The sequence below is a fragment of the Streptomyces sp. FIT100 genome (genome assembly GCF_024584805.1).
In the GTDB taxonomy this organism is placed as follows: Bacteria; Actinomycetota; Actinomycetes; order Streptomycetales; family Streptomycetaceae; genus Streptomyces.
In genome coordinates this window covers 1377141-1400603 of sequence record NZ_CP075715.1, presented here as the reverse complement: position 1 = coordinate 1400603, position 23463 = coordinate 1377141, and the positions used below count along the sequence as shown (strand labels likewise).

Sequence of the window (23463 nt, the reverse complement as noted above, 5' to 3'; positions counted from 1 at the left end):
CCGTTCGCCGCCGGGACGCGCCTCCCGTTACGCAGTGAATCGGCGCTCCAGCAGCTTGTGGTAGAGCGTCACGTACCGGTCGACCATGACGTCGGCGGTGAGGTTGGCGAGGGCCCACTCGCGTGCCCGCCGTCCCAGGCCGGCAGCGGCTTCCCGGTCACCGAGCACCGACCGGAGACCGTCGGCCAGGGCGGTCGGGTCGGCGGGGGCGACCAGCACCCCCCGTCCGTCCTGAAGGAGTTCCGGCGTGCCGCCCACCGCGGTGGCCACCACGGGCCGCCCCGCCGCCATGGCTTCCATCACGGCGTTGCTGGACCCTTCGTACAGGGACGGCAGGACGACCACGTCCGCTCGGGCCAGGAACCCGGCGACATCGGTACGGAAGCCGAGGAAACGCACGTCGATCCCCAGGCGGGCGGCGAGCCCTTCCAGTGCGTGGCGTTCGGCACCGTCCCCGATCAGGACGAGGGTGCACGGCTGACCTCCGTGCCGCAACTCCGCGCACGCTTCCAGGAGGTACCGGTGCCCTTTGTGGTCCGCGAGATTGGCCACGCACAGCACGACGGGCAGCGCAGTGTCGACCTCGGCGGGCGGGGCGAGCTCGAACTCCTTGTCGGGCATCCCATTGGGGACGACCGTGAGCTTGCAGTCGGGCACGCCCTCGTCTCGCCGGACGTCGTCGGCGACCGCCTGCGCGTTGGCGACGAGCAGATCCGTCCACCGCGTCGCCAGCCGCTCCAGAGCGAGCGCCACCCGGTGCCCGCGCTTGAAGAAGCCGAGGCTCCGCCGGCCCGCCACCACGACGGGTACGCGCGCCAGCCGGGCGGCGGGGGCGGCTAGCACGTAGGAGTGCAGCAGGAAAGCCTGCACGACCTGAGGCCTTTCCTTCCTCAAGAGGACCAGGAGGCGGGCGAAGGCGCGGGCGTTGCACATGAGCGACTTCCGACTCAACGTCACGCGCTGGAATCCGAGATCCTCCAGGACCACTCCCGAGCCCTCCAGCTCCGCCTCCCTCGGGCCCCTGTGGAACAGGACCAGCAGATGGGTACGGATCCCGCGCTCGCTCAGACCGCGGGCAAGCAGGACGAGCTGCTTCTCCGCGCCCCCGAGCCCGAGCTGACCGATCAACAGGCATACCCGGCTGAGGGATTGGGGCGCGTATGCGTCCTCGGCGGAGGGGGCGAGTGGTGCTTGTGTGTGATCCATCATGCGCATATAGGGCATAACCCGCTATTCAGTGTTAATCGGGTATGTCGTGGTTTAGTCTATGCCCGTGCTGATCGCGACCGCGGCTTTGACGGCCGCCGTATTCGCGTGTCAGACCTGAGACGAGCCGATCTCGTCACCGCGTCGCCGCCCCGGACCCCCGCCGCTCTCCGGCTCCACGGCGCAATGGCCGTCGGCACACCCGCGAGGGACGGAAGGAAGCCGAAATGAAGAACCGGCTCATGGTCTGGGGTGTCCGTTGCTTCTACAAGCTGGTGTGCCAGCGGTTGCACTGGCGCACCCCCGGCGCCTCACGGCTGCGTGCCTGGTGCGCCCACAACATCTGCGCAGACGTGCAGTTGCCCGTCAACATCAACGCCATGGTGTCGTTGCCGCCGACCCTGCGGATGGGCCGGCACGCAGGAATCGGGCAGGGCACCATGTTCCTCGGCCTCGGCTCGGTCTCCCTGGGCGCGCATCTGACGATGGGGCCGGAGTGCCTGTTCATCACGGGAGACCATCCCGTGCCCAGAGCAGGCGGAAGCTTCCGTGACCACGCCCCGGTGCACGCCGACATCGTCGTGGAGGAGGACGTCTTCCTCGGCGCCCGGGTGACGATTCTGCCGGGCGTGACCATCGGCCGGGGCGCCGCCGTCGGAGCGGGCAGCGTGGTGACGAAGGACGTCCCGCCCGAAGTGGTCGTCGCCGGAAACCCGGCGAGAATCGTCCGCGCTCGCGAGCAGGCGTGAACCGGAGTGTCGACGGAAGGAACGCCGAAATGAAGAACCGGCTCGCGGTCTGGGGTGTGCGTTGCTTCTACAGGCTGGTCGGCCGGCGGCTGCATTGGCGCATCCCCGGCGCGTCACGGCTGCGTGCCTGGTGCGCGTACAAGATCTGCGCGGATGTGGAACTGCCGGTGATGATCCTCGCGGGCGTATCCCTGCCGCCGACCTTGCGAATGGGGCGGTATGCGGGAATCGGGGAGGGCGCCAGATTCCTCGGCCCGGGCGCCGTTTCCTTGGGCGCGCATCTGTCGATGGGGCCGGAGTGCCTGTTCATCACGGGGGACCATCCCGTGCCCAAAGTGGGGGAGAAGTTCTGTGACCACGCCCCGGTGTCCGCCGACATCGTCGTGGAGGAGGACGTCTTCCTGGGTGCCCGGGTGACGATTCTGCCGGGCGTGACCATCGGGCGGGGGGCCGCCGTGGGTGCGGGCAGCGTGGTGACGAAGGACGTCCCGCCCGAAGTGGTCGTCGCAGGGAATCCGGCCAGGATGATCCGGGCTCGTGAGCGGGCGTGATGAACCCGGGCGAATCCCGGGCCGACGGCTGCGCTATTTCTCGAGAACCAGGGTGATGGACGAGACATGGCGCAGCGCGCAGAAAGCCAGCCAGTCGATCACGGCACGCCTGGAGCGACGGTAGCCCGCCAGGGCGCCGCGACCGAGCATGGCCGAGATCTTCTGCTGGTAGAGCTCTTGCGTGTACCGGTACGAAAGCTTCAGTCCTGCATGCTTCGACTCCTTCGAGAATTCCTCGAAGTGCCGGTAGGTCGTACCCAGGTGCAGATAGGTCGAGATGCGCTCGGCTGTTTCCCGGACGTCCCCGGACCTGTTGTTTCCCACCCTCATCTGTCTCCACATGCGTGCCATTGCCGCACGTTGCTCATGGCCGCGCACGCGGTGAATGAGCGGCATGAGGACGTGACCGTCGCACAGTGCGTTCCGCAACGGGAACACATGCATCGAGGAACCGCCAGGGCCGAGCACGCGGCTGAGCTGAGCGAAGAACGGGGGGAGGCTGACAACGTGCTCCAGCACCTGGTTCGACACCACGATGTCGAACGCCCCGTCCGGATACGGCCAGGCCTCGTGCTGGGACACGGACATAATGCGCTCGGCCCACGGGACACCGGGCACCAGCCCCTCCAGCCGGTCCACGGTCGAGCCGGGGAATTCCGGGTATTCCGCCAAGGTGTCGGTGACGTCGAATCCGTGGACCTCGATGTCCGCTCCGGGGTTCAGGTCGGTCAACCCGGCCTGGAGAAACGCGATGAGGTCCCCCTTGCCGCATCCCACGTCGAGAATTCGAACAGTTCCGCACCCTGTCCGACGGGACAGCTCGGTGTTCACCGCCGCCAAAAGGTGCTGATGTGTGAGGCTTTTCGGCGCCAGTGAGATGCTCATGCTGCCGTACTGTACATGCGGCAAAGTGTGAGCAGGGCGTGAAACGCCCAGGCTTATTGCGTCGCGCCCTTGACGAATACTTCAACGTACGCCACCTAGTATCTGGTCCATGTCGACCGCCACGTACCGGGCCACCGTCTCGGGTATTCGTCGCCTTCGTGTGATGCGAGTGATCACACGAATGAACATCGGCGGACCGGCCGTTCAGGTGTCGGCGCTTCTGCGGGGGCTGAGTCCCGAGCAATTCGACCACCGGCTCTTCGCGGGATACGTGGGTCCGGACGAGGCGGACCATCTGGAGGAGCGGGCGCCGGATCTGCCCGTTCACCGCGTGAACGGCCTGGGCCGGGCCGTACGGCCAGGGGACGACGCCCGCTGCCTCGCCGAACTCGTCGCCGTCATGCGCCGGTTCCGGCCCCACATCGTCCATACCCACACGGCGAAAGCCGGCGCACTCGGCCGCACCGCCGCAGTGCTGGCCCGAGTGCCCTCAAGGGTGCACACCTTTCACGGCCATCTCCTGCACGGATACTTCTCCCCGGCGAAGACCAGGGCCGTGATCCGGGCCGAACGCGGGCTCGCCAGCCTCACGGACCGGCTCGTCGCCGTCGGCGGCCGGGTCCGCGACGACCTCGTCGCCGCAGGCATCGGAAAGCCCGGCCAGTACACGGTCGTTCCGCCCGGCACCCGACTCGCCCCCGCGGCGCACCCCGCTCAGGCCAGGAGCATCCTCGGCATCCCCGAAGGCCGCCCCGTCGTCGCGTATGTGGGCCGCGTCACCGCGATCAAGCGTCCCGACCGGCTCCTCGCCGTCGCCCGCGAGGTGCACCGGGCCGTACCGGAAGCCCACTTCGTGGTGTGCGGGGCCGGCGACCTGCGGCCGGACCCGGACATCGCCGCCGAACTCGGCGACCGGCTCCATCTGCTGGGCTGGCGCGCCGACGTGGAGACGGTCTACGCCGCCTCCGACCTGGTGTTGCTGACCTCCGACAACGAGGGCATGCCGGTCAGCCTCATCGAGGCCGGCCTCGCCGGACTGCCCGCCGTCGCCACCGAGGTCGGCAGCGTCGCCGAGGTCGTACAGGACGGCGCGACGGGGCTGCTGGCCGCCCCGCGGACCGCGGACCTCGCCCGCCACACGGTGACCCTGCTGCGCGACCCGGCGCTGCGCCGCGAGATGGGGGCCCGGGCCCGTGCGTACACGACCAGCCGCTTCGGCGAGGAGCGCCTGGTGGCCGACACACAGGCCCTCTACACCTCCATCGCCGTCAGCCGCGGCTGGTGGACCGCAACACCGTCCGAAAGGTGAGCAGTGATGAACGTCGTTGTGACCGGAGGTGCCGGGTTCATCGGCGCCAACCTGTGCCGTGAGCTCGCGTCCCGTCCCGACGTGGGCGGGGTGGCGGCCCTGGACGACCTGAGCACGGGATCCGCTGCCAATCTCGCGGGGGAGGATGACGTGGATCTGATCCAGGGCAGCATCCTCGACCCCGCCCTCGTCGACCGCGTGGTGTCCCAGGCGGACGCCGTGGTGCACCTCGCCGCCCGCCCGTCCGTCCCGCGGTCGCTGAAGGACCCGGTCGCCAGCCACCACGCCAACGCCACCGGCACGGTCAACGTCCTGGAGGCGTGCAGGCGCGGGAACGTACCGGTCGTCGTCGCCTCCTCCTCGTCGGTCTACGGGGCCACCGAGGCGCTGCCCAAGCACGAGGAGCTGCCGACCAGGCCGCTGAGCCCCTATGCCGCGAGCAAGCTCGCTACCGAGTCGTACGCCCTCGCCTACGGCGCCTCGTTCGGTCTCCCGGTCCTGGCGTTCCGGTTCTTCAACGTCTACGGGCCGCTCCAGCCGGCCGGACACGCCTACGCCGCCGTGGTCCCGGCCTTCATCGACGCGATGCTGCGCGGCGAACCCGTGCGGATCTTCGGCGACGGGCAGCAGACACGGGACTTCACCTACGTCGGAACGGTCGTGCGGGTGCTGGCCGACGCGGTCCTGCGCAAGGTCTCCTACGCCGGTCCGGTGAACCTGGCCTTCGGCACCCGGGTGTCCCTGCTCGACCTCGTACGGCAGCTCTCGGACATCACCGGGGTGCCGGCCGACGTGCGGCACGAGGACCCGAGGGCGGGGGACGTCCGCCACTCCCAGGCGGCGGACGGCCGGCTGCGCGAGCTCTTCCCCGATGTCGCGCAGGTCCCGCTGGCGGAAGGACTCGCGCAGACGGTGGACTGGTTCCGCACCCTGCCCGACTACGCGGGACCGCTCGCCGCCGTCACCGCGCCCTGACGCCCCTCGGGCTGCTCGTCCGCGACCGCCTCGTACACGGGGACCCGCAGGAGCCGGAGCCAGACGGCGGCGGTCACGGCGACGACGGTGATCAGCACGACGGACTGCGGCAGGACCCGGAACATGACCAGGACGGCCGTCAGGCTCGTGAGGGCCGCGAAGGCCCCGATGGCGGCGGCCACCTGGCGGACCGTCAGTCCGAGGCGGCGCAGACGGTGGGCGATGTGGTCCTTGCCGCCCTCCAGGACGGGCCGGCCCTCCCTGCGCCGCGCGACCATCACCAGGCCGGTGTCGGCGATGACCACCAGGGTGATCAGCAGCAGACTGCCGTAGCCGGAGAGGGCGGTGCTGTCCTTGTGCACGGTCATGTTGGCGCACGCCACCAGGAAGCCCACGAACAGCGCGCCCGCGTCGCCGAGGAAGATCCGCGCCGGATGCCAGTTGTGGAACAGGAACCCCGCGCAGGCCCCTGCCAGGGCGGCGGTGACCGCGGCGGTGCCGGCGAGGCCCGCGTGGAGGGCGGCGCAGCAGAGGAAGCCCGCGATGACGGCGGTCACCGTGGAGACCACGCCGTCCATGTTGTCGAGCAGGTTGAACGCGTTGGTGGTGAAGAGGATCCACAGCACCGCGATCACCGTGTCGAACCAGTTGCCGAAGAGCACGGGATGGCCGCACCACAGGACGACGGTCAGGGCCGCCGCCGCCTCGACGGACAGCCGGACGCGGATGCTGAGCTGGCGCAGGTCGTCGACCAGGCCGAGTACGGCGACCACCGCGGTGCAGCCGAGGACGACCCCGAGCGAGGTGTCGCCCCCGCCCATCGCGAACGCCACCACGCCCGCGCCACCCAGGGTGGCGAGCGCGACGGCCATGCCGCCGAGGTACGGGGTGGGACGCACGTGCACCTTGCGGGCGCCGGGCTGGTCCGTGTAGCCGCGCGACAGTGCGAGGCGGCGCAGTGGCTCGGTCAGCAGCGCGGCGGCACAGAGGGCGAGCAGCCCCGCCAGTGCCGCCGGAAGCCAGGGGCTCAGGCCGGACACGGGCCCGCCACCACCATCCGCTCCTCCCTGCGCGCGTCCGCCACGGCGTCCGCCAGCACGTCGTCGAGGTTCCGCCGCGGCCGCCAGCCGGTGAAGGCCCTCAGCTTCGTGGTGTCGGGGACGCGCCGCTCCATGTCCTCGAACCCCGGTCCGTACGCGGCGCTGTAGGGGACGCACTGGACGGCGGAGGTGCTCTTCGCGCTGCTGATGACCCGCGCGGCGAGGTCGACGATGCTGATCTCCTCGTCGCTGCCGATGTTGAAGGTCTCCCCCTGCGACTCCGGACGGTCGATCAGGGAGAGGAGCGCGTCGACCACGTCGGTGACGTGGAGGAAGCAGCGCTGCTGCTGCCCGGTGCCGTAGACCGTGAGCGGCTCTCCCCGTACTGCCTGACGGGCGAACCTCGGGATCACCATGCCGTACGCGGGGCTCTGCCGCGGGCCGACCGTGTTGAAGAAGCGCACAATGGTGGAGTTGAGTCCGTACTCGCGGCGGTACAGCTCGGCGAGGATCTCGTCCACCGCTTTCGCCGTGCTGTAGGACCAGCGAGAGACGGACGGACTTCCGAGAATGCGGTCGGATGTCTCGTTCAGCGGTCCGGAGGAGTTCTTTCCGTAGATCTCCGACGTGCTGGCGATCAGGACCGGACGGGAATGGCGGTGAGCGGCCTCGATGACCGTCTCGGTGCCCTTGGTGTTCACGGTGAAGGACTTCAGCGGCTGTTCCACGATGAGTTTCACCCCGACAGCGGCCGCCAGGTGAACGATCCGGTCGCAGCCACTTGCCAATTCATCGACGAGTGAGGCATCGAGGACGGATCCGTGGACGAACCGGAAACGGCCGTGGCGGCGTGCGCGGGAAAGGTTTTCCATGCGCCCGGTGCTCAGGTCGTCGAGTACGACGACCGGCTCACCACGGGCCAGCAGCGCGTCGACGAGATGGGAGCCGATAAAGCCGGCTCCGCCGGTAACCAGGAACTTCGGATGGTCTGTCACGCCGTCACTCCGTGTCTGTGGGTGGGGCATTGCCAGGGTCAAGTGCACCGGCGACGCATGGTCACGATAACCGCGGGCGCAGCGAATGGAGCGAAGCGATGGAGCGGTTAGCCCGATTGCCCCGCTGCGGGGAGGGCGGCATGACTCTGTTCGCCTGAAGTCATGTCACTCAGCAGGTGCACCACGTGTGATGCCTGGCATGCATGACGCGTATTCCACAGGAACCTTCGGCTGGGCAGGCGAGAGGAGCCAGGTCGTGTCGGTTGCAGCAAGGAAAGTGGTCGTCGTCGGACAGGGGTACGTGGGACTTCCCCTGGCCGTACGGGTGGTCGAGGCGGGGCACCGGGTCGTGGGCCTCGACCTGGACGAGCTGCGCGTGAAGCGCCTGGCCGCAGGTGAGTCGTTCGCCGAGGACGTGCCGTCGCCACGGCTGCTCGCCGCCCTGAACTCGGGCCGCTACCACCTGAGCACGGACTACGCGGACGCCGCGGAATTCGACATCTGCGTCATCACGGTGCCCACGCCGCTCAAGGACGGCGCGCCCGACCTGAGTTTCGTGGAAAGCGCGGCGCAGGCGGTCGCCCGGCATCTGAGGCCGAACGCCACGGTGATCCTGGAATCCACCACGTACCCGTGCACTACGGAACATGTGGTGTCGCCGATCCTGGAGGCGCACAGCGGTCTTCGGGCCGGCAAGGATTTCTTCCTCGGATACAGTCCGGAACGGATCGACCCGGGAAACCGGAAATGGCGTCTTGAGAACACGCCCAAGGTGGTCTCCGGAGTCGACGAGGTGTCACTGAAGCATGTCGAGGAATTCTACGGCGGCATCGTGGACCGTACCGTTCCGGTGAGTTCACCGCGTACGGCCGAGCTGACGAAGCTCCTGGAGAACACGTTCCGTCATGTCAACATCGCCCTCGTCAACGAACTCGCGATGTTCTGCCGGCCGCTCGGCATCGACATCTGGGAAGTCATCGACGCCGCGTCCACGAAGCCTTTCGGCTACATGCGCTTTCTGCCCGGGCCCGGTGTCGGCGGCCATTGCCTGCCCATTGATCCGTCGTATCTCTCCTGGCAGGTCAAGCAGGCTTTGCAGCACGAATTCCGTTTCGTGGCACTGGCGAACGACATCAACAGCCATATGCCCGACCATGTGGTCCTGCGCGTGGCCAGGGGCTTGAACACCCGCCGCAAGCCGGTCAACGGCAGCCAGGTCCTGGTGCTCGGACTGGCCTACAAGAGGAACACCGGCGACATCCGGGAATCGCCGTCCGTCGCCGTGGCCCAGGGGCTCCAGAAACTCGGTGCGCACGTCCTCGCCGTGGAACCGCACGTCGACCCCTCGCAGCTGCCCCCGGACATCCTGTGCGTCGAGCTCACCGAGGAGCAGGTCGCGGCGGCCGACGCCGTCGTGGTCGTCACCGATCACGACGCGTTCGACTACGAGATGGTGGAGCGCGTCGCCGACTACGTCTTCGACGCCTGCAACCGCTGCCGCGGGGGAGCGGCCGAGCGCCTCTGATGAGGCGGCCCTGCACGCAGCCGAGGGTACGGAACGTCGGATCCCGCATGCCGTGTACGGAAAAGTCCAAGTATGGCCCTAGGGTGATCTTCCATTCATTCGCTTCGATCGGGGAAGACGTTGGATCTGCGCGACTACCTACGAGTCCTTTCCCGCCGATGGCGCATCATCGCCCTGGTGGCCCTGCTGGGGACGGCGACCGGCTTCTTCACCAGCCATGCCGCCACGCGCGAGTACCGGGCGACGACCACGCTCTTCACCTCGCTCCAGGGCGGTGACGACACCTCACAGCTCAACCAGGGCAACTCGTTCACCCAGGCGAGAGTCCAGTCCTACGCCGACATCGTGGCCAGCCCCGAGGTGACCGAGCCGGTCGTGAAGGCCCTCCGGCTGAAGGTCAAACCGAACGAACTGGCCGAGCGGATCACGGCCGAGGCCCCGCTCAACACCGTGCTGATCCGCCTGACCGTCACCGACACCCGGGCGAAGCGCGCGGCACAGATCAGCAACGCCGTCGCCGAACGCTTCGCCGAGGTGATCAGGCAGCTGGAGAGCCCCGACGGGGACCTCAGCGAGTCCCCCGTGCGCCTCACCGTCACCCAGCCGGCGGCTGTGCCCACCGTCCCGTCGTCCCCGAGGACCACGCTCAACGTCGGGCTCGGGCTGGCCGTCGGACTCGCCCTCGGGCTGGGCCTGGGCGCCGCGCTGGAGAAGGTGGACACCTCGATGCGCGACTCCAAGGCCCTGGGCGAATGCCTGGCCGCCGCCGGCGGACCACCGGTGCTGTCCAGCATCGTCCACGACGCGCGGGCCTCACGGCGCCCGGTCTCCCTGCACGACGACACCCACAGTCCACGGGCGGAGGGCTTCCGCAAACTCCGGGTCAACCTGCAGTTCGCGGAGGTGGACCGGCGGCCGAGGGTCATCGCCGTCACCAGCCCGCTGCCGCGCGAGGGCAAGAGCAGCGTGTCGGTCAACCTGGCCGCCACCCTGGCCGAGGAAGGCGCCACGGTCTGCCTCGTCGACTGCGATCTGCGCCGCCCCTCCGTCGCCGCCGCCCTCGGCCTGGTCAGGGACGCCGGTCTGACGACGGCGCTCGTGGGCAAGGCCGATGTGCGGGACGTCCTCCAGTCGGCGGGTTCGTTCTCCGTGCTCAGCAGCGGCATGATCCCCCCCAACCCCACGCAGCTGCTCGGCAGCAGCCAGTTCGGGTCCCTGGTGGCGGAGCTCGCCGAGCAGTTCGACCACGTGGTGCTGGACACCGCGCCGGTGCTCCCCTTCGCGGACACCCCGGCGCTGGCACAAGCCATCGACGGCTATCTGCTGGTGGCCCGCGCGGGGCGGACCGGCAGGAGCCAGGTCACCGACACCCTGCGCATCCTCGAACGCGTCAACGTCCCCGTGCTCGGCGCCGTCCTGAACGACGCCCCGGTGCGCGGCGAGGGCACGGCGCACGGCTACACCTACCGGTACCAGCCGAAGCCGGAGCGGTCGCCCCGGCTCACGGCGCTCGTGTCGACGCGCCTGGCGTCGGTGGTCCCCCGCCGGGGAGCGTCCGCGGCCGGGCGTACGGCCCCGGTGTCGGCCAAGACCCGACCGTAGCCGTGGCGGCCGTACGGCTCGGGTTCGTGGCCTCGGCGGCCGTCGTCGCCCTCGCGGGGGCGATGCTCGTCGGCACCTGGGGCGCAGGCGGCGGCACGAAGGACCACGGGCGCGGCACACCCGGTCAGGCGACCGCCCGGGTCGAGCGGCTGCGGGTCGAGGTCCTGGAGACCCTGCCGCACGATCCGAAGGCGTTCACCCAGGGCCTGGAGATGGCCCACGGCATGCTCTACGAGAGCAGCGGCATCGCCGGCCGGTCCGCGGTCACCGCGGGCCGGCCCGGCGCCCCGCCCGCGCGCCGGGCCGCGCTGCCCGCGCCGCTGTTCGGCGAAGGACTCACCGTGACGGGGCCGACGCTCTGGCAGCTCACCTGGCAGAACGGCGTCGCGATCCAACGGGACGCCAGGACGTTGGCCGAGCTGCGCAGGGTCCCCTACCAGGGCGAGGGCTGGGGGGCGTGCCACCAGCCCCGCCGCGGCCGGCTGGTGACGAGCGACGGCTCCTCCCAGCTCGTGCTCCGCGACCCGAGGACGCTCAGGAGGACGGGCGAGATCGCCGTCACCGCCCACGGCCGCCCGGTGGAGCGGCTCAACGAACTGGAATGCGTCGGCGACGCCGTCTACGCCAACATCTGGTCCGCCGACCGGATCGTCCGCATCGACGCCGACTCCGGCCGGGTGACCGGCGACATCGCCGTCCCGCCCCTCCTCAGCGCGGCCGAACGCCGCCGTGCGGACGTCCTGAACGGCATCGCCGCCGTTCCCGGAACCGATCAGTTCCTGCTGACCGGCAAGTGGTGGCCGAAGATGTTCCGGGTCGCGTTCGTCCCCGCGGAGTGAGCGGCGGCGCCGGGCCGCGCGGTCACTTCCCGTACGCCGCCCGCAGCGCGTCCTCCACCGCCGCCGTCGCGTCCTCGCGGGACAGGCCGAGGCGCTGGACCTGTTCGGCGTAGGACTGGGCGGCCGTCGCGGCCCGGCGGTCCGCCGCCTCGCCCGCGGCGGCGACGAAGGTGCCGTGGCGGCCGCGGGTCTCGATCACGCCGTCGCCCTCCAGCGCGCGGTACGCCTTGGCGACCGTGTTGGCGGCGAGGCCGAGCTGCTCCGCGAGGCCCCGTACCGTCGGCAGCTTGTAGCCGACGGGCAGTGTGCCGGAGCGGGCCTGGCGGGAGATCTGGGCGCGCAGCTGCTCGTACGGAGCCGTGGCGGAGTCCGTGTCGATGACGATCTTCAGGGTCACCGGCCGATTGTCCCTCACCGCCGCCCGCCGCAGCCGGAAAATGGGAGGCGACCGCGCCGGGTGCGCGCGTAGCGTCGCCGCCCATGACGTTGACTGTGCGTGCGCTGCGGCCCGGGGACCCCGACGATGCCGAGGGCTTCGCCCGGGTGCGACGGGCGGCCCTGCCCTTCATGCTGGCCAGCGCCGAGTCGGTGGCCTTCGACGCCGCCCATGCCCATCCGGAGAGCCACTACCGGCAGTTCGCCGCCTTCGAGGAGGGCGAGCTCGTCGGCACGGCCCAGGTGGGCATCGCCCACGACAGCCCCGACCCCGGTGTCGGGTACGCCAATGTGTATGTGCACCCCGACCGGCAGCGCCGCGGCGCCGGTGCACTGATCGTGCGGACCGCCGAGGAATACCTGGCCGATGCGGGGGCCACCACCGTGTACTCGTGGGTGCGGACGCGCCCGCGAACCGTGCCTTCGCCGAGTGGCACGGCTACCGGTCCAGCCGCTCGGCGCACTTCCTCCGCCTCGACCTGGCAACCGGCGCGCTGCCGCCGCTCCAGGAGCCGCCGGCCGGAGTCGAGCTCGTCCCCGGTACGGCGTTCGAGGACGACCCGCGCCCGCTGTTCGGGCTCGACGCCGAGACGACGGCCGACGAGCCGAGCGATGTGGACACGGAGATGACCGACTACGAGCACTGGCTGGACCAGACCTGGAACCATCCGCTGCTCAGCCGCGAACTGACCACGGTGGCGCTGGTCGACGGTCGTCCGGCGGCGTTCAGCGCGGCCCGTACCGACGGCAGCAACCGCTACGGCACGGCGATGACCGGCACCGCCCGCGCCCACCGGGGCCGGGGCCTGGCCAAGCTCGCCAAGAACGACTCGCTGCACCGCGCCCGCGCCGCCGGCCTCACCGAGGCGTTCACGGGCAACGACACGGACAACGGCCCGATGCTGGCCATCAACAAGTGGTTCGGTTACGAGATCTGCGCGACCGAGGTGCGGTATGTCCGCGAGCTCGGCTGAGCGGGGCCGGCGGGTCGACGTCGTCCTGGTGAAGGCCGGCCGGACGAAGATCCTCCCCCACAGCCCTTCGGGCGTGGGAGGTACCCCCACCCCGGCCTATGTCGTCCGGGACGACGGCACCCGCATCACCGTGCGCGCGCCCTGGGCGGGCGAGGGCGTACGGGACTTCGGCTTCGTGCGCTTCGAGCCTGGCGACGTCTTCACGGAGCACTACTGGCGCGACCGGTGGTACGCGGTGAAGGAGGTGCGGGCGGGCGACGGCAGCCTCAAGGGCTCGTACTGCGACATCACCCGGCCCGCGTCCGTCCACGGCTCCGAGGTGGTCGTCGAGGACCTCGACCTCGATCTGTGGGTGTCGGGGGACGGTACGGAGATCCTGCGCCTGGACGAGGACGAGTTCGCCGCGAGCGGCCTCGCACGGACCGACCCCCGCGCGGCCGAGGAGGCCGAGCGCGCCCTGGACGCCCTCGAACTCCTCGCCCGCGCCGGCCGGTTCAGCGCGCTGCTCGCGTGACCAGCCGCTTCAGCCACGGCCACGCCAGCAGCAGCGCGATCACCGCGTACACGGTCACCGAGAACGGGGTGTCGACCAGGCCGGCCACGCTGCCGTCGCTGATCTGCAGCGCACGCCGCAGCTGCTGCTCGGCGGCCGGGCCGAGGATGACCCCGATGACCGCGGGCAGCACCGGAAGCCCGTACCGGCGCATCCCGAACCCGATCAGCCCGATGATCAGCAGCGTGACGAGGTCCAGCGCCTCCCCGCCCACCGCGTAGGCGCCGACGGCGGCGAAGAAGAGGATCCCCGCGTAGAGGTACGGCCGCGGGATGCGCAGCAGCTTCGCCCACAGCGGCGCGAGCGGCAGATTCAGCGCGAGCAGCAGCACCATGCCCACGAAGAGCGAGGCGATGAGGCCCCAGACCAGCTCGGGTTCGCGCTCGAAGAGCAGCGGGCCCGGCTGGATGCCGTACTGCTGGAACGCGGCCAGCATCACGGCCGCCACGGCGGTGGTCGGCAGACCCAGCGTCAGCATCGAGACGAGCGTGCCCGCCGCGGAGGCCGAGGCCGCCGACTCGGGCCCGGCGACACCCTCGATGGCGCCCTTGCCGAACTCGTCCTTGTGCTTGGACAGCCGCTTCTCGGTGACGTACGACAGGAACGTCGGGATCTCCGCGCCGCCCGCGGGGATCGCGCCGAACGGGAAGCCGATGACCGGTCCGCGCAGCCACGACTTCCAGGTGCGCCGCACATCGGCCCTGCCCAGCCAGGGCCGGCCGACCGGGATCGCCTGGCTGGTCGAGCGCCGCAGATGGGCCGCGACCCACAGCGCCTCGCCGATCGCGAAGAGACCGACCGCGACGATGACGATGTCGATGCCGTCGGCGAGCTGAAGCGAGCCGAAGGTGAGCCGCTGCTGCCCGGTCATCTGGTCGAGGCCCACCAGGCCCAGCGTCAGCCCGATGAGCAGCGAGGCGAGCCCGCGGATCCGGGAGGAGCCGAGCACCGACGTCACCGCGATGAAGGCCAGCACCATGATGGCGAAGTAGTCGGGCGCGCCGATGTCCACGGCGAGCGCGGCGACCGTCGGGGCGAGCGCGACCAGCAGGATCGTGCCGATCATGCCGCCCGCGAAGTGGCCGACGGCGGCCGCGGCGAGCGCCTGGGCCCCGCGGCCCGCCTTCGCCATCGGGTTGCCCTCCATCGCGGCGACGACCGCGGCGCTCTCACCGGGCGTGTTGAGCAGGATGGAGGTGGTGGATCCGCCGAACATCGCGCCGTAGTAGATGCCCGCGAACATGATGAAGGCGCCGGTCGGTTCGAGCCCGTACGTCACGGGCAGCAGCAGCGCCACCGCCATCGCCGGGCCGATGCCGGGCAGGACGCCGATCGCCGTGCCGAGCAGCACACCGAGCGCCGCCCAGAGCAGGTTGAGCGGGGTCAGCGCGGTCCCGAAGCCGTCGAGAAGGGAGTTGAGCGAGTCCATCGGCTAGAGCACCCCCATCAGCGGGCCGCCGGGCAGCGGAACCCCGAGCAGGTTGTTGAAGACGAAGAAGGTGATGACGGAGAGCGCGGCGGCGATCAGCGGGTCCCGGTGGTGGTGCCGGCTGCCGAGCGCGTACGCCGAGCCCCAGAAGAGCAGTGCCCCGGAGACCGGGAAGCCGAGCGGGCCGATGAGGACGGCGTTGCCGAGGAAGACCCCGGCGAGGAGGAGGACCGTACGCCAGTCGCCGGGCTCGGACAGGTCGATGTCCTCGCCGCCCTCCGCCTCGCCGCGGCCGCCGCGCAGGACGTCGACCGCCAGCAGCACGGCCACGACCAGCAGTCCGGCGCCGACGACGAGGGGGACGGTCGTCGGGCCGACGGGGCCGCGCTGGGCGATGTCGACGTCCATGGTCAGCGCGTCGGTGAGGACGAGTACGCCGATGAGGAACAGCAGGACGCTGACGTCGAGTTCGGAGTGCTCGCGCAGCCAGCCGGCGCGGCGGGGCTCCTCGGGCGTGGTGGGGGTGTCCACCGTGGTGGGAGTGGTCACAGCCCCAGCTCCTTCAGTACGGAGTCGACGCGCCGGTCCTGGCCGTCGAGGAAGTCGCCGAACGCCTCGCCGGTCAGAAAGGCGTCGCTCCAGCCGTTCTTCTTCATCGAGTCCCGCCACTGCTTCGAGTCGTGCAGCTTCTCGACGAGGCCGACGAGCTTGTCGCGCTCGGCGTCGGAGAGGCCGGGCGGGGCGACAATGCCGCGCCAGTTGGTGAAGTCCGTGTCGAGCCCGGCTTCGCGGAGGGTGGGCGCGTCGAGGCCCGGCACCCGCTGCGCTCCGGTCACGGCGAGCAGCCGCAGCTCCCCGGACTCGATCTGGTCGAGGTACTCGCCGACACCCGAGACGCCGAAGGCGACCTTGTTGCCGAGGATCGAGGCGAGCAGTTCGCCGCCGCCGTCGAAGGGGACGTAGTTGACCGACTTCGGGGCGATACCGGCCGCCTGCGCCATGAGCATGGGGGCGAGATGGTCGGGCCCGCCGGGCGACGAGCCGCCGCCGACGGGCAGCTTGCCCGGGTTCTCCTTCCACGCCGCGAGCAGGTCCTGGATGGTCCGGTACGGCGAGTCCTTCGCGACCACCACGATGTCCTGCTCCTCCGTGAGCCGGGCGATGGGGGTGGTGTCGGCGAGGGTCTTGGGGGACTTGTTGGTGTGGACGGCGCCGACGACCCCGAGGCCCATGGACATCGCGAGACGGCCGTTGCCGTGCTCGCCGACGAGCCGGGCGAGGCCGACGGTGCCGCCCGCGCCGGGGAGGTTGAACACCTCGATGTTGTGGGTGAGCCCCGCGTCCTCGGCGTTCTTGGCCGCGGTGCGGGCGGTGATGTCGTATCCGCCGCCGGGAGTGTTGGGGACCATGAAGCGCAGGCCGGGGATCTGCGTGCCGGTGTCGGCGCCGCTGCCGGGGGTGAGCAGCGGCGGCCCCACGAGCACCAGCAGCGCCGCCCCGAGCAGGGCGATGGGGGTGCGCAGTCGCACGTGAGCCGCCTTTCGAGCATTCGGGCTTCGAGCTTTCGGGCTGAGCCGGGGAATGGGGGGACGAGTGAGGTGGCCCACATGTTGCCTGCGTGTTAAGAAGCTGTCTCTCTTCCGGAATCAACGGACGTTGTGGTCGTTGTGGTCGGCGCATAGCGTGGCCGCGTGACAAGGGTTCTGGTGGTGGACGACGACTTCATGGTCGCCAAGCTGCACGGCCGCTATGTGTCCGCCATGACCGGGTTCACGGTGGTCGGTGTGGCCCACAGCGGCGCCGAAGCGCTGCGCGCCGCGGAGCGCCTCCGTCCCGATCTGGTACTGCTCGATGTGTATCTGCCCGACATGGACGGGCTTGGTGTGCTGCGCGAACTTCGTGCCGCGGAGCAGTGCGACACGGACCGGCAGCCCGCCGACGTCCTGTTCATCACGGCCGCCCGCGACGCCGGCACGATCCGCTCGGCGCTGCGCGCGGGCGCCCTGCACTATCTGATCAAGCCCTTCAGCCAGGCCGCGCTCCAGGAACAGCTGCGCCACGTGGCGTCGATGCGGGCCCGCCTCGACGGCCTCGACGAGGCCCGCCAGGAGGACGTCGACCAGCTCTTCGGCGCCCGCCCGCCCGGCTCCCGCGAGCTGCCGAAGGGCCTCGCCGCCCACACCGCAGAGCTCGTCGACCGCATCCTCGGCGCCCACCCGGAGGGGCTGTCCGCCACCGAGTGCGCCGAAGCCGGCTCCCTCTCCCGGGTCAGCGCCCGCCGCTACCTGGAGTACTTCGCGGAGACGGGGCGCGCGGAGGTCACACTCCGGTACGGGGGGACGGGACGGCCGGAGCGACGGTACCGGCGGATCGGCTGAGACCTGCGGATCGGCTGAGACCTGCGGATCGGCCGAGACCGGCGGCGCACGCTCCCGCGGCCCTGTGGAAGACTCCGCCGATGACCTCGGAGAAGATCACCAGCGCGGCCGCGGGCACCTGGGAACTCGGCGACCTGACCGTCAACCGGCTGGGCTTCGGCGCGATGCGTCTGACGGGCAGCGCCGCCTTCGACCTCGGTGCCCCGAGCGACCGTGACCGCTCGATCGGCGTGCTGCGCCGCGCGGTCGACGAATTCGGCGTCAACCACATCGACACGGCCGCCTTCTACTTCTCGTCGCTGCGCTCCGCCAACGAACTCATCAACCGGGCCCTGGCGCCGTACCCCGACGACCTCGTCATCGCCACCAAGGTCGGTCCGGGCCGCGACCCCTCCGGTACGTGGCTGTGGGCACGGCCGGACCAACTGCGCGGCCAGGTCGAGGAGAACCTGCGCCAGCTCGGCCGCGACCACCTCGACCTGGTGAACTTCCGCGCCAAGAACGGCTCCGGATCGATCGCCGAGCACTTCGGCGCGCTGGCCGAGCTCCGCGACGCCGGTCTCGTCCGCCACCTCGGCGTCTCCAACGTCACACCCGAGCAGCTCGCCGAGGCCCGGACCGTCGCTCCGGTGGTCTGCGTCCAGAACCGCTACGGTGTCGGCGCCGGCCGCGAGGACGATGCCTTCCTGCGCGCGTGCGGAGAGCAGGGCATCGCCTTCGTGCCGTTCTTCGCCATCGCGGGCGAAGGCCGCGAAGCGGGCGCGACCGCGGGCGACCGTGAGGAGGTCCTCGCCGTCGCCCGGGCCCACGACGCGACCCCGGCCCAGATCCGGTTGGCCTGGACCCTCCAGCGCGGCCCCCATGTCCTGGCCATTCCCGGCACTGGCAACCCGGACCACCTGGCGCAGAACGTGGCGGCCGGTGCCCTGCGGCTCTCGCCGCAGGAGAGGGAACTGCTCGCCTCGCTGCTCCAGGACGCGGCATGACGGAGCCGCGCGCCGTCGAACGGGGCGCTGTCGCGACGGTGTCCGAGGCGCGGGCGGCGGAGGCGACGCGCCGGCGCGGTGCGCGGGCACGTCGCCTCCGACCACCTTCGTGAGGGGTCAGACCGGGGTCATGAGCGTCAGGCGACCGTCACGCCACGGCGCCCGGACTCGGTCACGAAGCGCGCGGCGGGGATGACCGGCGCGCCCTCCTGCTTGGTCACGACCTCCGTGGAGCGCAGCGTGGACTCCATGCGGTCGCGGCTGACGTCGCAGAGGATGTAGCCGCGCCGGTTGTCCCAGTAGCGCCAGTGCGGCGACTCGGCGGCGATCGGGTCGTACGTGGTGTGGAACTGCTGCTGCGAGGACGGCGGGATGTCACCGCCCGAGGTGATCGAGGTGCCGCACAGCTCGGCGCCGACGACCGCGGTGCCCTGCTGCTCGGGGTTGCGCTCCAGGTTCATGATGAACGTGGAGTGGCGGTCGCCGGTCAGGACGACCGGGTTGGCCACGCGGGGCGAGGCGAAGGTGTCCATCAGCTTGCGGCGGCTGGCACGGTAGCCGTCCCAGTTGTCGAGGTCGAAGGAGTCGACCTCGCCCGCGGTGCGGTCGTTGGTGGCGACCTGCGTCTGGTTGGCGAGCAGGTTCCACTTCTGCCCGCCGCTCACCAGCCCGGCGTCCAGCCACTTCTCCTGCCGCTCGCCGAGCAGGGTGCGCGAGGGGTCCTCGGCCTCGGCGATCGTGGCGACCTGGTCGCTGCGGTACTGGCGGGTGTCCAGGACGTGCACGCGGGCGAGGTCGCCGAAGTCGAAGCGGCGGAAGACCTGCATGTCCGGGCCGTTGGGCCGGGAGGTGCGGCGCACGGGCATGTGCTCGTACCAGGCCTGGAACGCGGCGATACGGCGGGCGCGGAAGGCTTCCGGCGTCTGGTTGGCCGGGTCCTGCGGAATGTCGTCGGCCCAGTTGTTGTCGATCTCGTGGTCGTCGAGCGTGACGATCCACGGCGCGGCGGCGTGCCCGGCCTGGAGGTCGGGGTCGGTGCGGTACTGGGCGTACCGGTTGCGGTAGTTGACCAGCGAGTACGGCTCGCCGGTGCCCTCGTGGACGCGGAGGGAGGTGGCGACGGGTGCCGACTCGTAGATGTAGTCGCCGAGGAAGGCGACGAACGCGACGTCCTGCTGGACGAGGTCGCGGTAGAGGTGGAAGTAGCCCGCCGAGAAGTTCTGGCAGGAGGCGAACGCGAAGCGCAGCGAGCCGGCGCGGGAGCCGGCGGCGGGCGCGGTGCGGGTGCGGCCGACCGGCGATATCTCGCCACCGGTGCCGCCGGCCCGGAAGCGGTAGAAGTACTCGGTGTCCGGACGCAGTCCCTGCGGGTCGACATGGATGCTATGGCCGGACTCGGGGCGCGCGTACTCGCTGCCCCGGCGCACCACACGGCGGAACCGCTCGTCGGTCGCGACCTCCCACTGCACCTCGACGGCCTGCTCGGGCATGCCGCCCCCGGCGATCGGGTCCGGCGCGAGCCGGGTCCACAGCACGGTGGACGTCGGCAGCGGGTCGCCGGAGGCGACGCCGAGCGTGAACAGGCCCGAGGGGAGGGACGGCCGGGCGGACGTGTACGAGGGCGAGGTGCCGGTGGTGGCGGCCGCGGCCGCGGGGGCGCCGAGACCGACGCTTGCGGCAGCAACGGCGGCGGCGCCGAGCAGACGGCGCCGGGAAAGGGATTCAGTCACGGAGAGCTCCAGACCAATCGACGGATGGGGCTCCGCCACGCTCTCCATGCCGAGGCAACCGGATGTGACCGCAGGTTGAACGATTCAGGTCGGTCGCGGGACCCCTCCGTCGAGTCAGGACAAGCGCCGTGACGGCACCTCAGAGGGGCAAGTGGTGCATCGTTTCAGTCGGGGAGGCCGCTCCGGGGTCCTGTTCACGGGTGTTTCACAGATGCGACGAGCAACGTTCGCCGTGACGGACGGGAGGGGGCGCAGGCTGATGCGCCGGCAACCGAACCTCCCGAGAAGGCTGACCATGACCAACCGCCTCACGCCCGCGGCGCGCATCCGGCGCGCCAAGACCCCCGCCGTGCTGGCCGCGGCCGCCGCCGCGCTCGCGCTGAGCGTCGCCGCCCTCGGCTCCGCCCAGGCATCGGTCCCGGCCTCCGACCCGGCGGCCCCCGCGCAGCAGGCGGCCCTCCAGCCCGCCGTCGCGGAGGTCCCCGGCTTCGACGCCGCGGCCACCGCGTCGTACGACGCCTTCGACGCGCGCCAGGGCGTCGCCGTCGACCGGAAGTACTTCTACGCCGTCAGCGACAGCACCATCACCAAGCACGACCGCGCCACCGGCAAGCCGCTGCTCCAGTTCGCCGGGCGCGAGGACGGCCCGTTCGTGCACTTCGACAGCGGAGCCGTGATCGGCGACAGGCTCTACGCCGCCCACTCGAACTACTCGGGCTGGCCCATGGAGAGCTCGATCGAGATCTTCGACACCCGCACCATGCGCCACATCGGCAGCCACAGCTTCGGCATCGACCGCGGCTCCCTGACCTGGCTGGACCGTCACGACGGCGCCTGGTGGGCGGCGTTCGCCAACTACGACAAGGAGCGCAAGGACAAGCCGGGCACTCCGTACGGCGAGACGTACAACACCAAGGTCGTCAAGATGGACGACGACTTCCAGGTCGTCGAGTCCTGGACCATCCCCAAGCCGATCCTCGACAAGTTCAAGCCCATGAGCAACTCCGGCGGCTCCTGGGGCCCCGACGGCCGTCTGTACCTCACCGGTCACGACCTGCCCGAGACTTATGTGATGAAGCTGCCGCGCGCGGGCTCCGTGCTGGAGCACGTGGCGACCGTCGCCCTGCCGGGCATCGAGGGACAGGGCATCGCCTGGGAGGACGCCGGACCGCACTCCGCGCTGTGGGGCATCAGCCGGGACAATGAGAAGGTGTTCCGCTTCTCCGTCCCCTTCGGGAATATCACCGACCCGCGAACCGAGGTCGGCAAGGTCCTCGGCCCGGGCGAGTTCGTCCAGGAGTAGCGGACGTACTCGGGGGACTACAGGTACAGCCCCGCGTCGGCCCCGTCGTGCTGCGCCGGGACCGACGCGGGGGTCGTCCCGCGCCGCAGGGCGTAGAGCTCCGCGAGCGTCGCGCCCTCGCGGCCGACCCCCTCGTCCGTGCCCAGCCAGCCGACCGCCTCCGCGCGGGTGAGCGGGCCGACCTCGATCCGGGCGAGGCAGCGCCCGGGGCGGACCACCGCCGGGTGGAGGCGCTCCAGGTCCTCGTTGGTCGTGACCCCCACGAGGACGTTGCGACCCTGGCCCAGCAGACCGTCCGTCAGGTTCAGCAGCCGGGACAGGGCCTGGCCGGCGGTGTGCCGGGCCTCGCCGCGGATCAGCTCGTCGCAGTCCTCCAGGAGCAGCAGCCGCCAGCGGCCCTTGGCCGTGCCCTCGTCCTCGCCGATCGCGATGTCCATGAGATAGCCGACGTCGTTGAAGAGCCGCTCGGGGTCGAGGACGCAGTCCACCTGGCACCAGTCGCGCCAGGAGCGGGCCAGGGTCCGCAGCGCGGACGTCTTGCCCGTGCCCGGCGGGCCGTGCAGCAGGAGCAGCCGCCCGGCGATGTCGTCCGGGGTCACCTTCATCAGCCGGTCCATCGCGTCGGCAACCCGGGCCGTGTAGTTGGGCCGCACCTCCTCCCAGGTGCCCGCACTGATCTGGCGGGTGGTGCGGTGCGGTCCGCGGCGGGGGGACACGTACCAGAAGCCCATCGTCACGTTCTCGGGCTGGGGCTCCGGCTCGTCCTGGACGCCCTCCGTCGCCTGCTTGTGGATCCTCTCGGCGAGTTCGGAGGTCACGGCCGTGACCGTGACGTCGGCGCCCCGGTTCCACCGGGAGATCAGCAGCGTCCAGCCGTCGCCCTCGGCGAGCGTCGCGCTGCGGTCGTCGTCACGCGCCGCGCGCAGCACGGTCGAGCCCGGCGGCAGCAGGGTGGCGCCGGGCTTGACGCGGTCGATCGTCGAACTGTGCGAGTACGGCTGCTCGCCCGTCGCGAAGCGGCCGAGGAAGAGCGCGTCGACGACGTCCGACGGTGAATCGCTGTCGTCGACGTTGAGCCGGATCGGCAGGGCATCCCCGGGGTTGGCAGGCGTGGCAGACATGGCGCCCATGATCCGGCACGGGGACGCTCCGTGCACGGTGTTTTGACGTGCGGCGCTGCGTGCCGGTCTCGCACTCACGTGCGAAGAACTCGCATCACCTTCCGGGTTCCGCGCACGACGGCGTACCCCTTCGTCAGCGCCCGGTCCGGTGCGAAGTGGCGGGCGAGGCCCCGGCCCTCGACGAGGCGTTCGAACTCCTCGATGCGGGTGGAGCGCCGAACGGTCACCCGCTCCAGCGCGTACGGACCCTGGCGGCGGCGGGCCGCCGCGTTGCCCACGGCGAGGGCCTGGGCGAAGCCCGCCGCACGGACCATGTGCCGCACGCGCCGGCTGGAGTAGCCGTACGGATACGCGAACGAGGCCGGCGCCGCTCCCAGTTCCCCGGCGATGATCTCCCGGCACCGCAGGGTCTCGAACCGCAGACGGGCGTCGTCGACCTGGTCGAGCTGCGGATGGGTGTGGGAGTGGCCGCCGATCTCGGCGCCCGCGGCGGCCAGTTCCCGCACCTGGTGCCAGTCGAGCATCGTGTCGAGTGCCCCGCTCGTCCTGCTCGTCCCGCCCGTCCCGCCCGTCCCGCGCGTCTCGTGCTCGCCGCGCAGCCATCCGGTCGAGACGAACAAGGTCGAGGCGAAGCCGTGCTCGGCGAGGACGGGGAGGGCGTGGCGGTGCACGCCCTCGTATCCGTCGTCGAACGTGATCAGCACGGGACGCGGGGGGAGCGGCTCCCCGCCCCGCCAGGCCCGGCCGAGACGGGCCGTCGTGACGGGGGCGAAGCCGTGTGCGGCCAGGAGCGCCATCTGCTCGGCGAACGCCTCCGGCGCCACGGAGAGCCGGTACGCGGCGGGCGCGGGCCGGTGCCCGACGGCGTGGTACATCAG

The 23463-nt window shown here is 71.0% G+C and carries 22 protein-coding genes and 1 pseudogene; 12 read left to right on the top strand and 11 right to left on the bottom strand.

Annotated elements, in window-relative coordinates:
• Positions 1 to 27: 27 nt before the first annotated feature.
• Positions 28 to 1128: a glycosyltransferase gene (locus KK483_RS06060; RefSeq protein ID WP_262004179.1), complete on the bottom strand. Its 1101-nt coding sequence runs from the start codon at positions 1126 to 1128 to the stop codon at positions 28 to 30.
• A 305-nt stretch (positions 1129 to 1433) separates the two neighbouring features.
• Between KK483_RS06060 and KK483_RS06055 the strand changes: the two genes are divergently transcribed.
• Positions 1434 to 1955 carry a DapH/DapD/GlmU-related protein gene (locus tag KK483_RS06055; protein ID WP_262004178.1) on the top strand — a complete coding sequence of 174 codons (522 nt, stop codon included), beginning with the start codon at positions 1434 to 1436 and terminating at the stop codon, positions 1953 to 1955.
• A gap of 29 nt (positions 1956 to 1984) precedes the next feature.
• Entirely contained in the window at positions 1985 to 2506 is a 522-nt protein-coding gene (locus KK483_RS35280; RefSeq protein WP_313878311.1) for an acyltransferase, read from the top strand.
• Between the two features lie 33 nt (positions 2507 to 2539).
• On the opposite strand, the gene KK483_RS06045 is transcribed toward KK483_RS35280, so the two are convergent.
• Positions 2540 to 3391 (bottom strand): class I SAM-dependent methyltransferase, encoded by an 852-nt coding sequence (locus tag KK483_RS06045; RefSeq protein ID WP_262004177.1) that lies wholly within the window; start codon positions 3389 to 3391, stop codon positions 2540 to 2542.
• A gap of 109 nt (positions 3392 to 3500) precedes the next feature.
• Between KK483_RS06045 and KK483_RS06040 the strand changes: the two genes are divergently transcribed.
• Both KK483_RS06040 and KK483_RS06035 read left to right on the top strand, forming a co-directional pair.
• A complete protein-coding gene (locus KK483_RS06040) occupies positions 3501 to 4700 on the top strand; it encodes a glycosyltransferase (protein ID WP_262004176.1) in 1200 nt (399 codons plus the stop codon).
• A 6-nt stretch (positions 4701 to 4706) separates the two neighbouring features.
• The gene (locus KK483_RS06035) at positions 4707 to 5675 is read left to right on the top strand and encodes an NAD-dependent epimerase/dehydratase family protein (RefSeq protein ID WP_262004175.1); all 969 of its coding nucleotides are present in this window, start codon (positions 4707 to 4709) and stop codon (positions 5673 to 5675) included.
• Here the strand turns inward: KK483_RS06035 and KK483_RS06030 are convergent.
• Positions 5639 to 6715, bottom strand: a complete 1077-nt coding sequence (locus KK483_RS06030; protein WP_262004174.1) for an MraY family glycosyltransferase — start codon at positions 6713 to 6715, stop codon at positions 5639 to 5641. The genes KK483_RS06035 and KK483_RS06030 overlap by 37 nt on opposite strands.
• Positions 6703 to 7710 (bottom strand): NAD(P)-dependent oxidoreductase, encoded by a 1008-nt coding sequence (locus tag KK483_RS06025; RefSeq protein WP_262004173.1) that lies wholly within the window; start codon positions 7708 to 7710, stop codon positions 6703 to 6705. The genes KK483_RS06030 and KK483_RS06025 overlap by 13 nt, the downstream gene beginning before the upstream one ends.
• A gap of 256 nt (positions 7711 to 7966) precedes the next feature.
• On the opposite strand from KK483_RS06025, the gene KK483_RS06020 reads away from it, so the two are divergent.
• From KK483_RS06020 to KK483_RS06010, 3 genes are all read left to right on the top strand, one after another.
• Positions 7967 to 9235 (top strand): nucleotide sugar dehydrogenase, encoded by a 1269-nt coding sequence (locus KK483_RS06020; protein WP_262004172.1) that lies wholly within the window; start codon positions 7967 to 7969, stop codon positions 9233 to 9235.
• A gap of 120 nt (positions 9236 to 9355) precedes the next feature.
• Positions 9356 to 10837, top strand: a complete 1482-nt coding sequence (locus tag KK483_RS06015) for a polysaccharide biosynthesis tyrosine autokinase (protein WP_262004171.1) — start codon at positions 9356 to 9358, stop codon at positions 10835 to 10837.
• 2 nt (positions 10838 to 10839) lie between these two features.
• Positions 10840 to 11676 carry a glutaminyl-peptide cyclotransferase gene (locus KK483_RS06010; protein ID WP_262004170.1) on the top strand — a complete coding sequence of 279 codons (837 nt, stop codon included), beginning with the start codon at positions 10840 to 10842 and terminating at the stop codon, positions 11674 to 11676.
• Between the two features lie 22 nt (positions 11677 to 11698).
• Here the strand turns inward: KK483_RS06010 and KK483_RS06005 are convergent, their stop codons facing one another.
• Positions 11699 to 12073, bottom strand: coding sequence for a GntR family transcriptional regulator (locus KK483_RS06005; RefSeq protein ID WP_262004169.1), 375 nt, complete (start codon positions 12071 to 12073; stop codon positions 11699 to 11701).
• Between the two features lie 83 nt (positions 12074 to 12156).
• On the opposite strand from KK483_RS06005, the pseudogene KK483_RS06000 reads away from it, so the two are divergent.
• Positions 12157 to 13085 (top strand): annotated as a pseudogene (locus KK483_RS06000) (GNAT family N-acetyltransferase).
• Entirely contained in the window at positions 13066 to 13599 is a 534-nt protein-coding gene (locus KK483_RS05995; protein WP_262004168.1) for a DUF402 domain-containing protein, read from the top strand. The pseudogene KK483_RS06000 and the gene KK483_RS05995 overlap by 20 nt, the downstream one beginning before the upstream one ends.
• Here KK483_RS05995 and KK483_RS05990 read toward each other — a convergent pair.
• From KK483_RS05990 to KK483_RS05980, 3 genes are read right to left on the bottom strand one after another with little or no spacing between them, the layout of a single operon-like run.
• Positions 13580 to 15067: a tripartite tricarboxylate transporter permease gene (locus KK483_RS05990; RefSeq protein WP_262004167.1), complete on the bottom strand. Its 1488-nt coding sequence runs from the start codon at positions 15065 to 15067 to the stop codon at positions 13580 to 13582. The genes KK483_RS05995 and KK483_RS05990 overlap by 20 nt on opposite strands.
• Positions 15068 to 15070: 3 nt before the next feature.
• Positions 15071 to 15616: a tripartite tricarboxylate transporter TctB family protein gene (locus tag KK483_RS05985; RefSeq protein WP_262004166.1), complete on the bottom strand. Its 546-nt coding sequence runs from the start codon at positions 15614 to 15616 to the stop codon at positions 15071 to 15073.
• The gene (locus tag KK483_RS05980) at positions 15613 to 16596 is read right to left on the bottom strand and encodes a tripartite tricarboxylate transporter substrate binding protein (RefSeq protein ID WP_262004165.1); all 984 of its coding nucleotides are present in this window, start codon (positions 16594 to 16596) and stop codon (positions 15613 to 15615) included. Before KK483_RS05980 ends, KK483_RS05985 begins: the two co-directional genes overlap by 4 nt.
• 162 nt (positions 16597 to 16758) lie before the next feature.
• Here KK483_RS05980 and KK483_RS05975 point away from each other — a divergent pair, with 162 nt between their 5' ends.
• Together KK483_RS05975 and KK483_RS05970 are read left to right on the top strand one after the other, a co-directional pair.
• Positions 16759 to 17445, top strand: a complete 687-nt coding sequence (locus tag KK483_RS05975; RefSeq protein ID WP_262004164.1) for a response regulator — start codon at positions 16759 to 16761, stop codon at positions 17443 to 17445.
• An 80-nt stretch (positions 17446 to 17525) separates the two neighbouring features.
• Complete coding sequence (locus KK483_RS05970; protein WP_262004163.1) at positions 17526 to 18431, top strand: oxidoreductase; 906 nt, start codon at positions 17526 to 17528, stop codon at positions 18429 to 18431.
• Positions 18432 to 18568: 137 nt separating this feature from the next.
• On the opposite strand, the gene KK483_RS05965 is transcribed toward KK483_RS05970, so the two are convergent.
• Positions 18569 to 20161 (bottom strand): alkaline phosphatase, encoded by a 1593-nt coding sequence (locus KK483_RS05965; protein WP_262004162.1) that lies wholly within the window; start codon positions 20159 to 20161, stop codon positions 18569 to 18571.
• Between the two features lie 295 nt (positions 20162 to 20456).
• Here KK483_RS05965 and KK483_RS05960 point away from each other — a divergent pair, with 295 nt between their 5' ends.
• Positions 20457 to 21464 (top strand): hypothetical protein, encoded by a 1008-nt coding sequence (locus tag KK483_RS05960; RefSeq protein WP_262004161.1) that lies wholly within the window; start codon positions 20457 to 20459, stop codon positions 21462 to 21464.
• Positions 21465 to 21481: 17 nt separating this feature from the next.
• Here the strand turns inward: KK483_RS05960 and KK483_RS05955 are convergent, their stop codons facing one another.
• Both KK483_RS05955 and KK483_RS05950 read right to left on the bottom strand, forming a co-directional pair.
• Positions 21482 to 22585, bottom strand: a complete 1104-nt coding sequence (locus KK483_RS05955) for a DUF5925 domain-containing protein (RefSeq protein WP_262004160.1) — start codon at positions 22583 to 22585, stop codon at positions 21482 to 21484.
• A 74-nt stretch (positions 22586 to 22659) separates the two neighbouring features.
• Positions 22660 to 23460, bottom strand: a complete 801-nt coding sequence (locus KK483_RS05950) for a polysaccharide deacetylase family protein (RefSeq protein WP_399015972.1) — start codon at positions 23458 to 23460, stop codon at positions 22660 to 22662.
• Between the last annotated feature and the right edge of the window lie 3 nt (positions 23461 to 23463).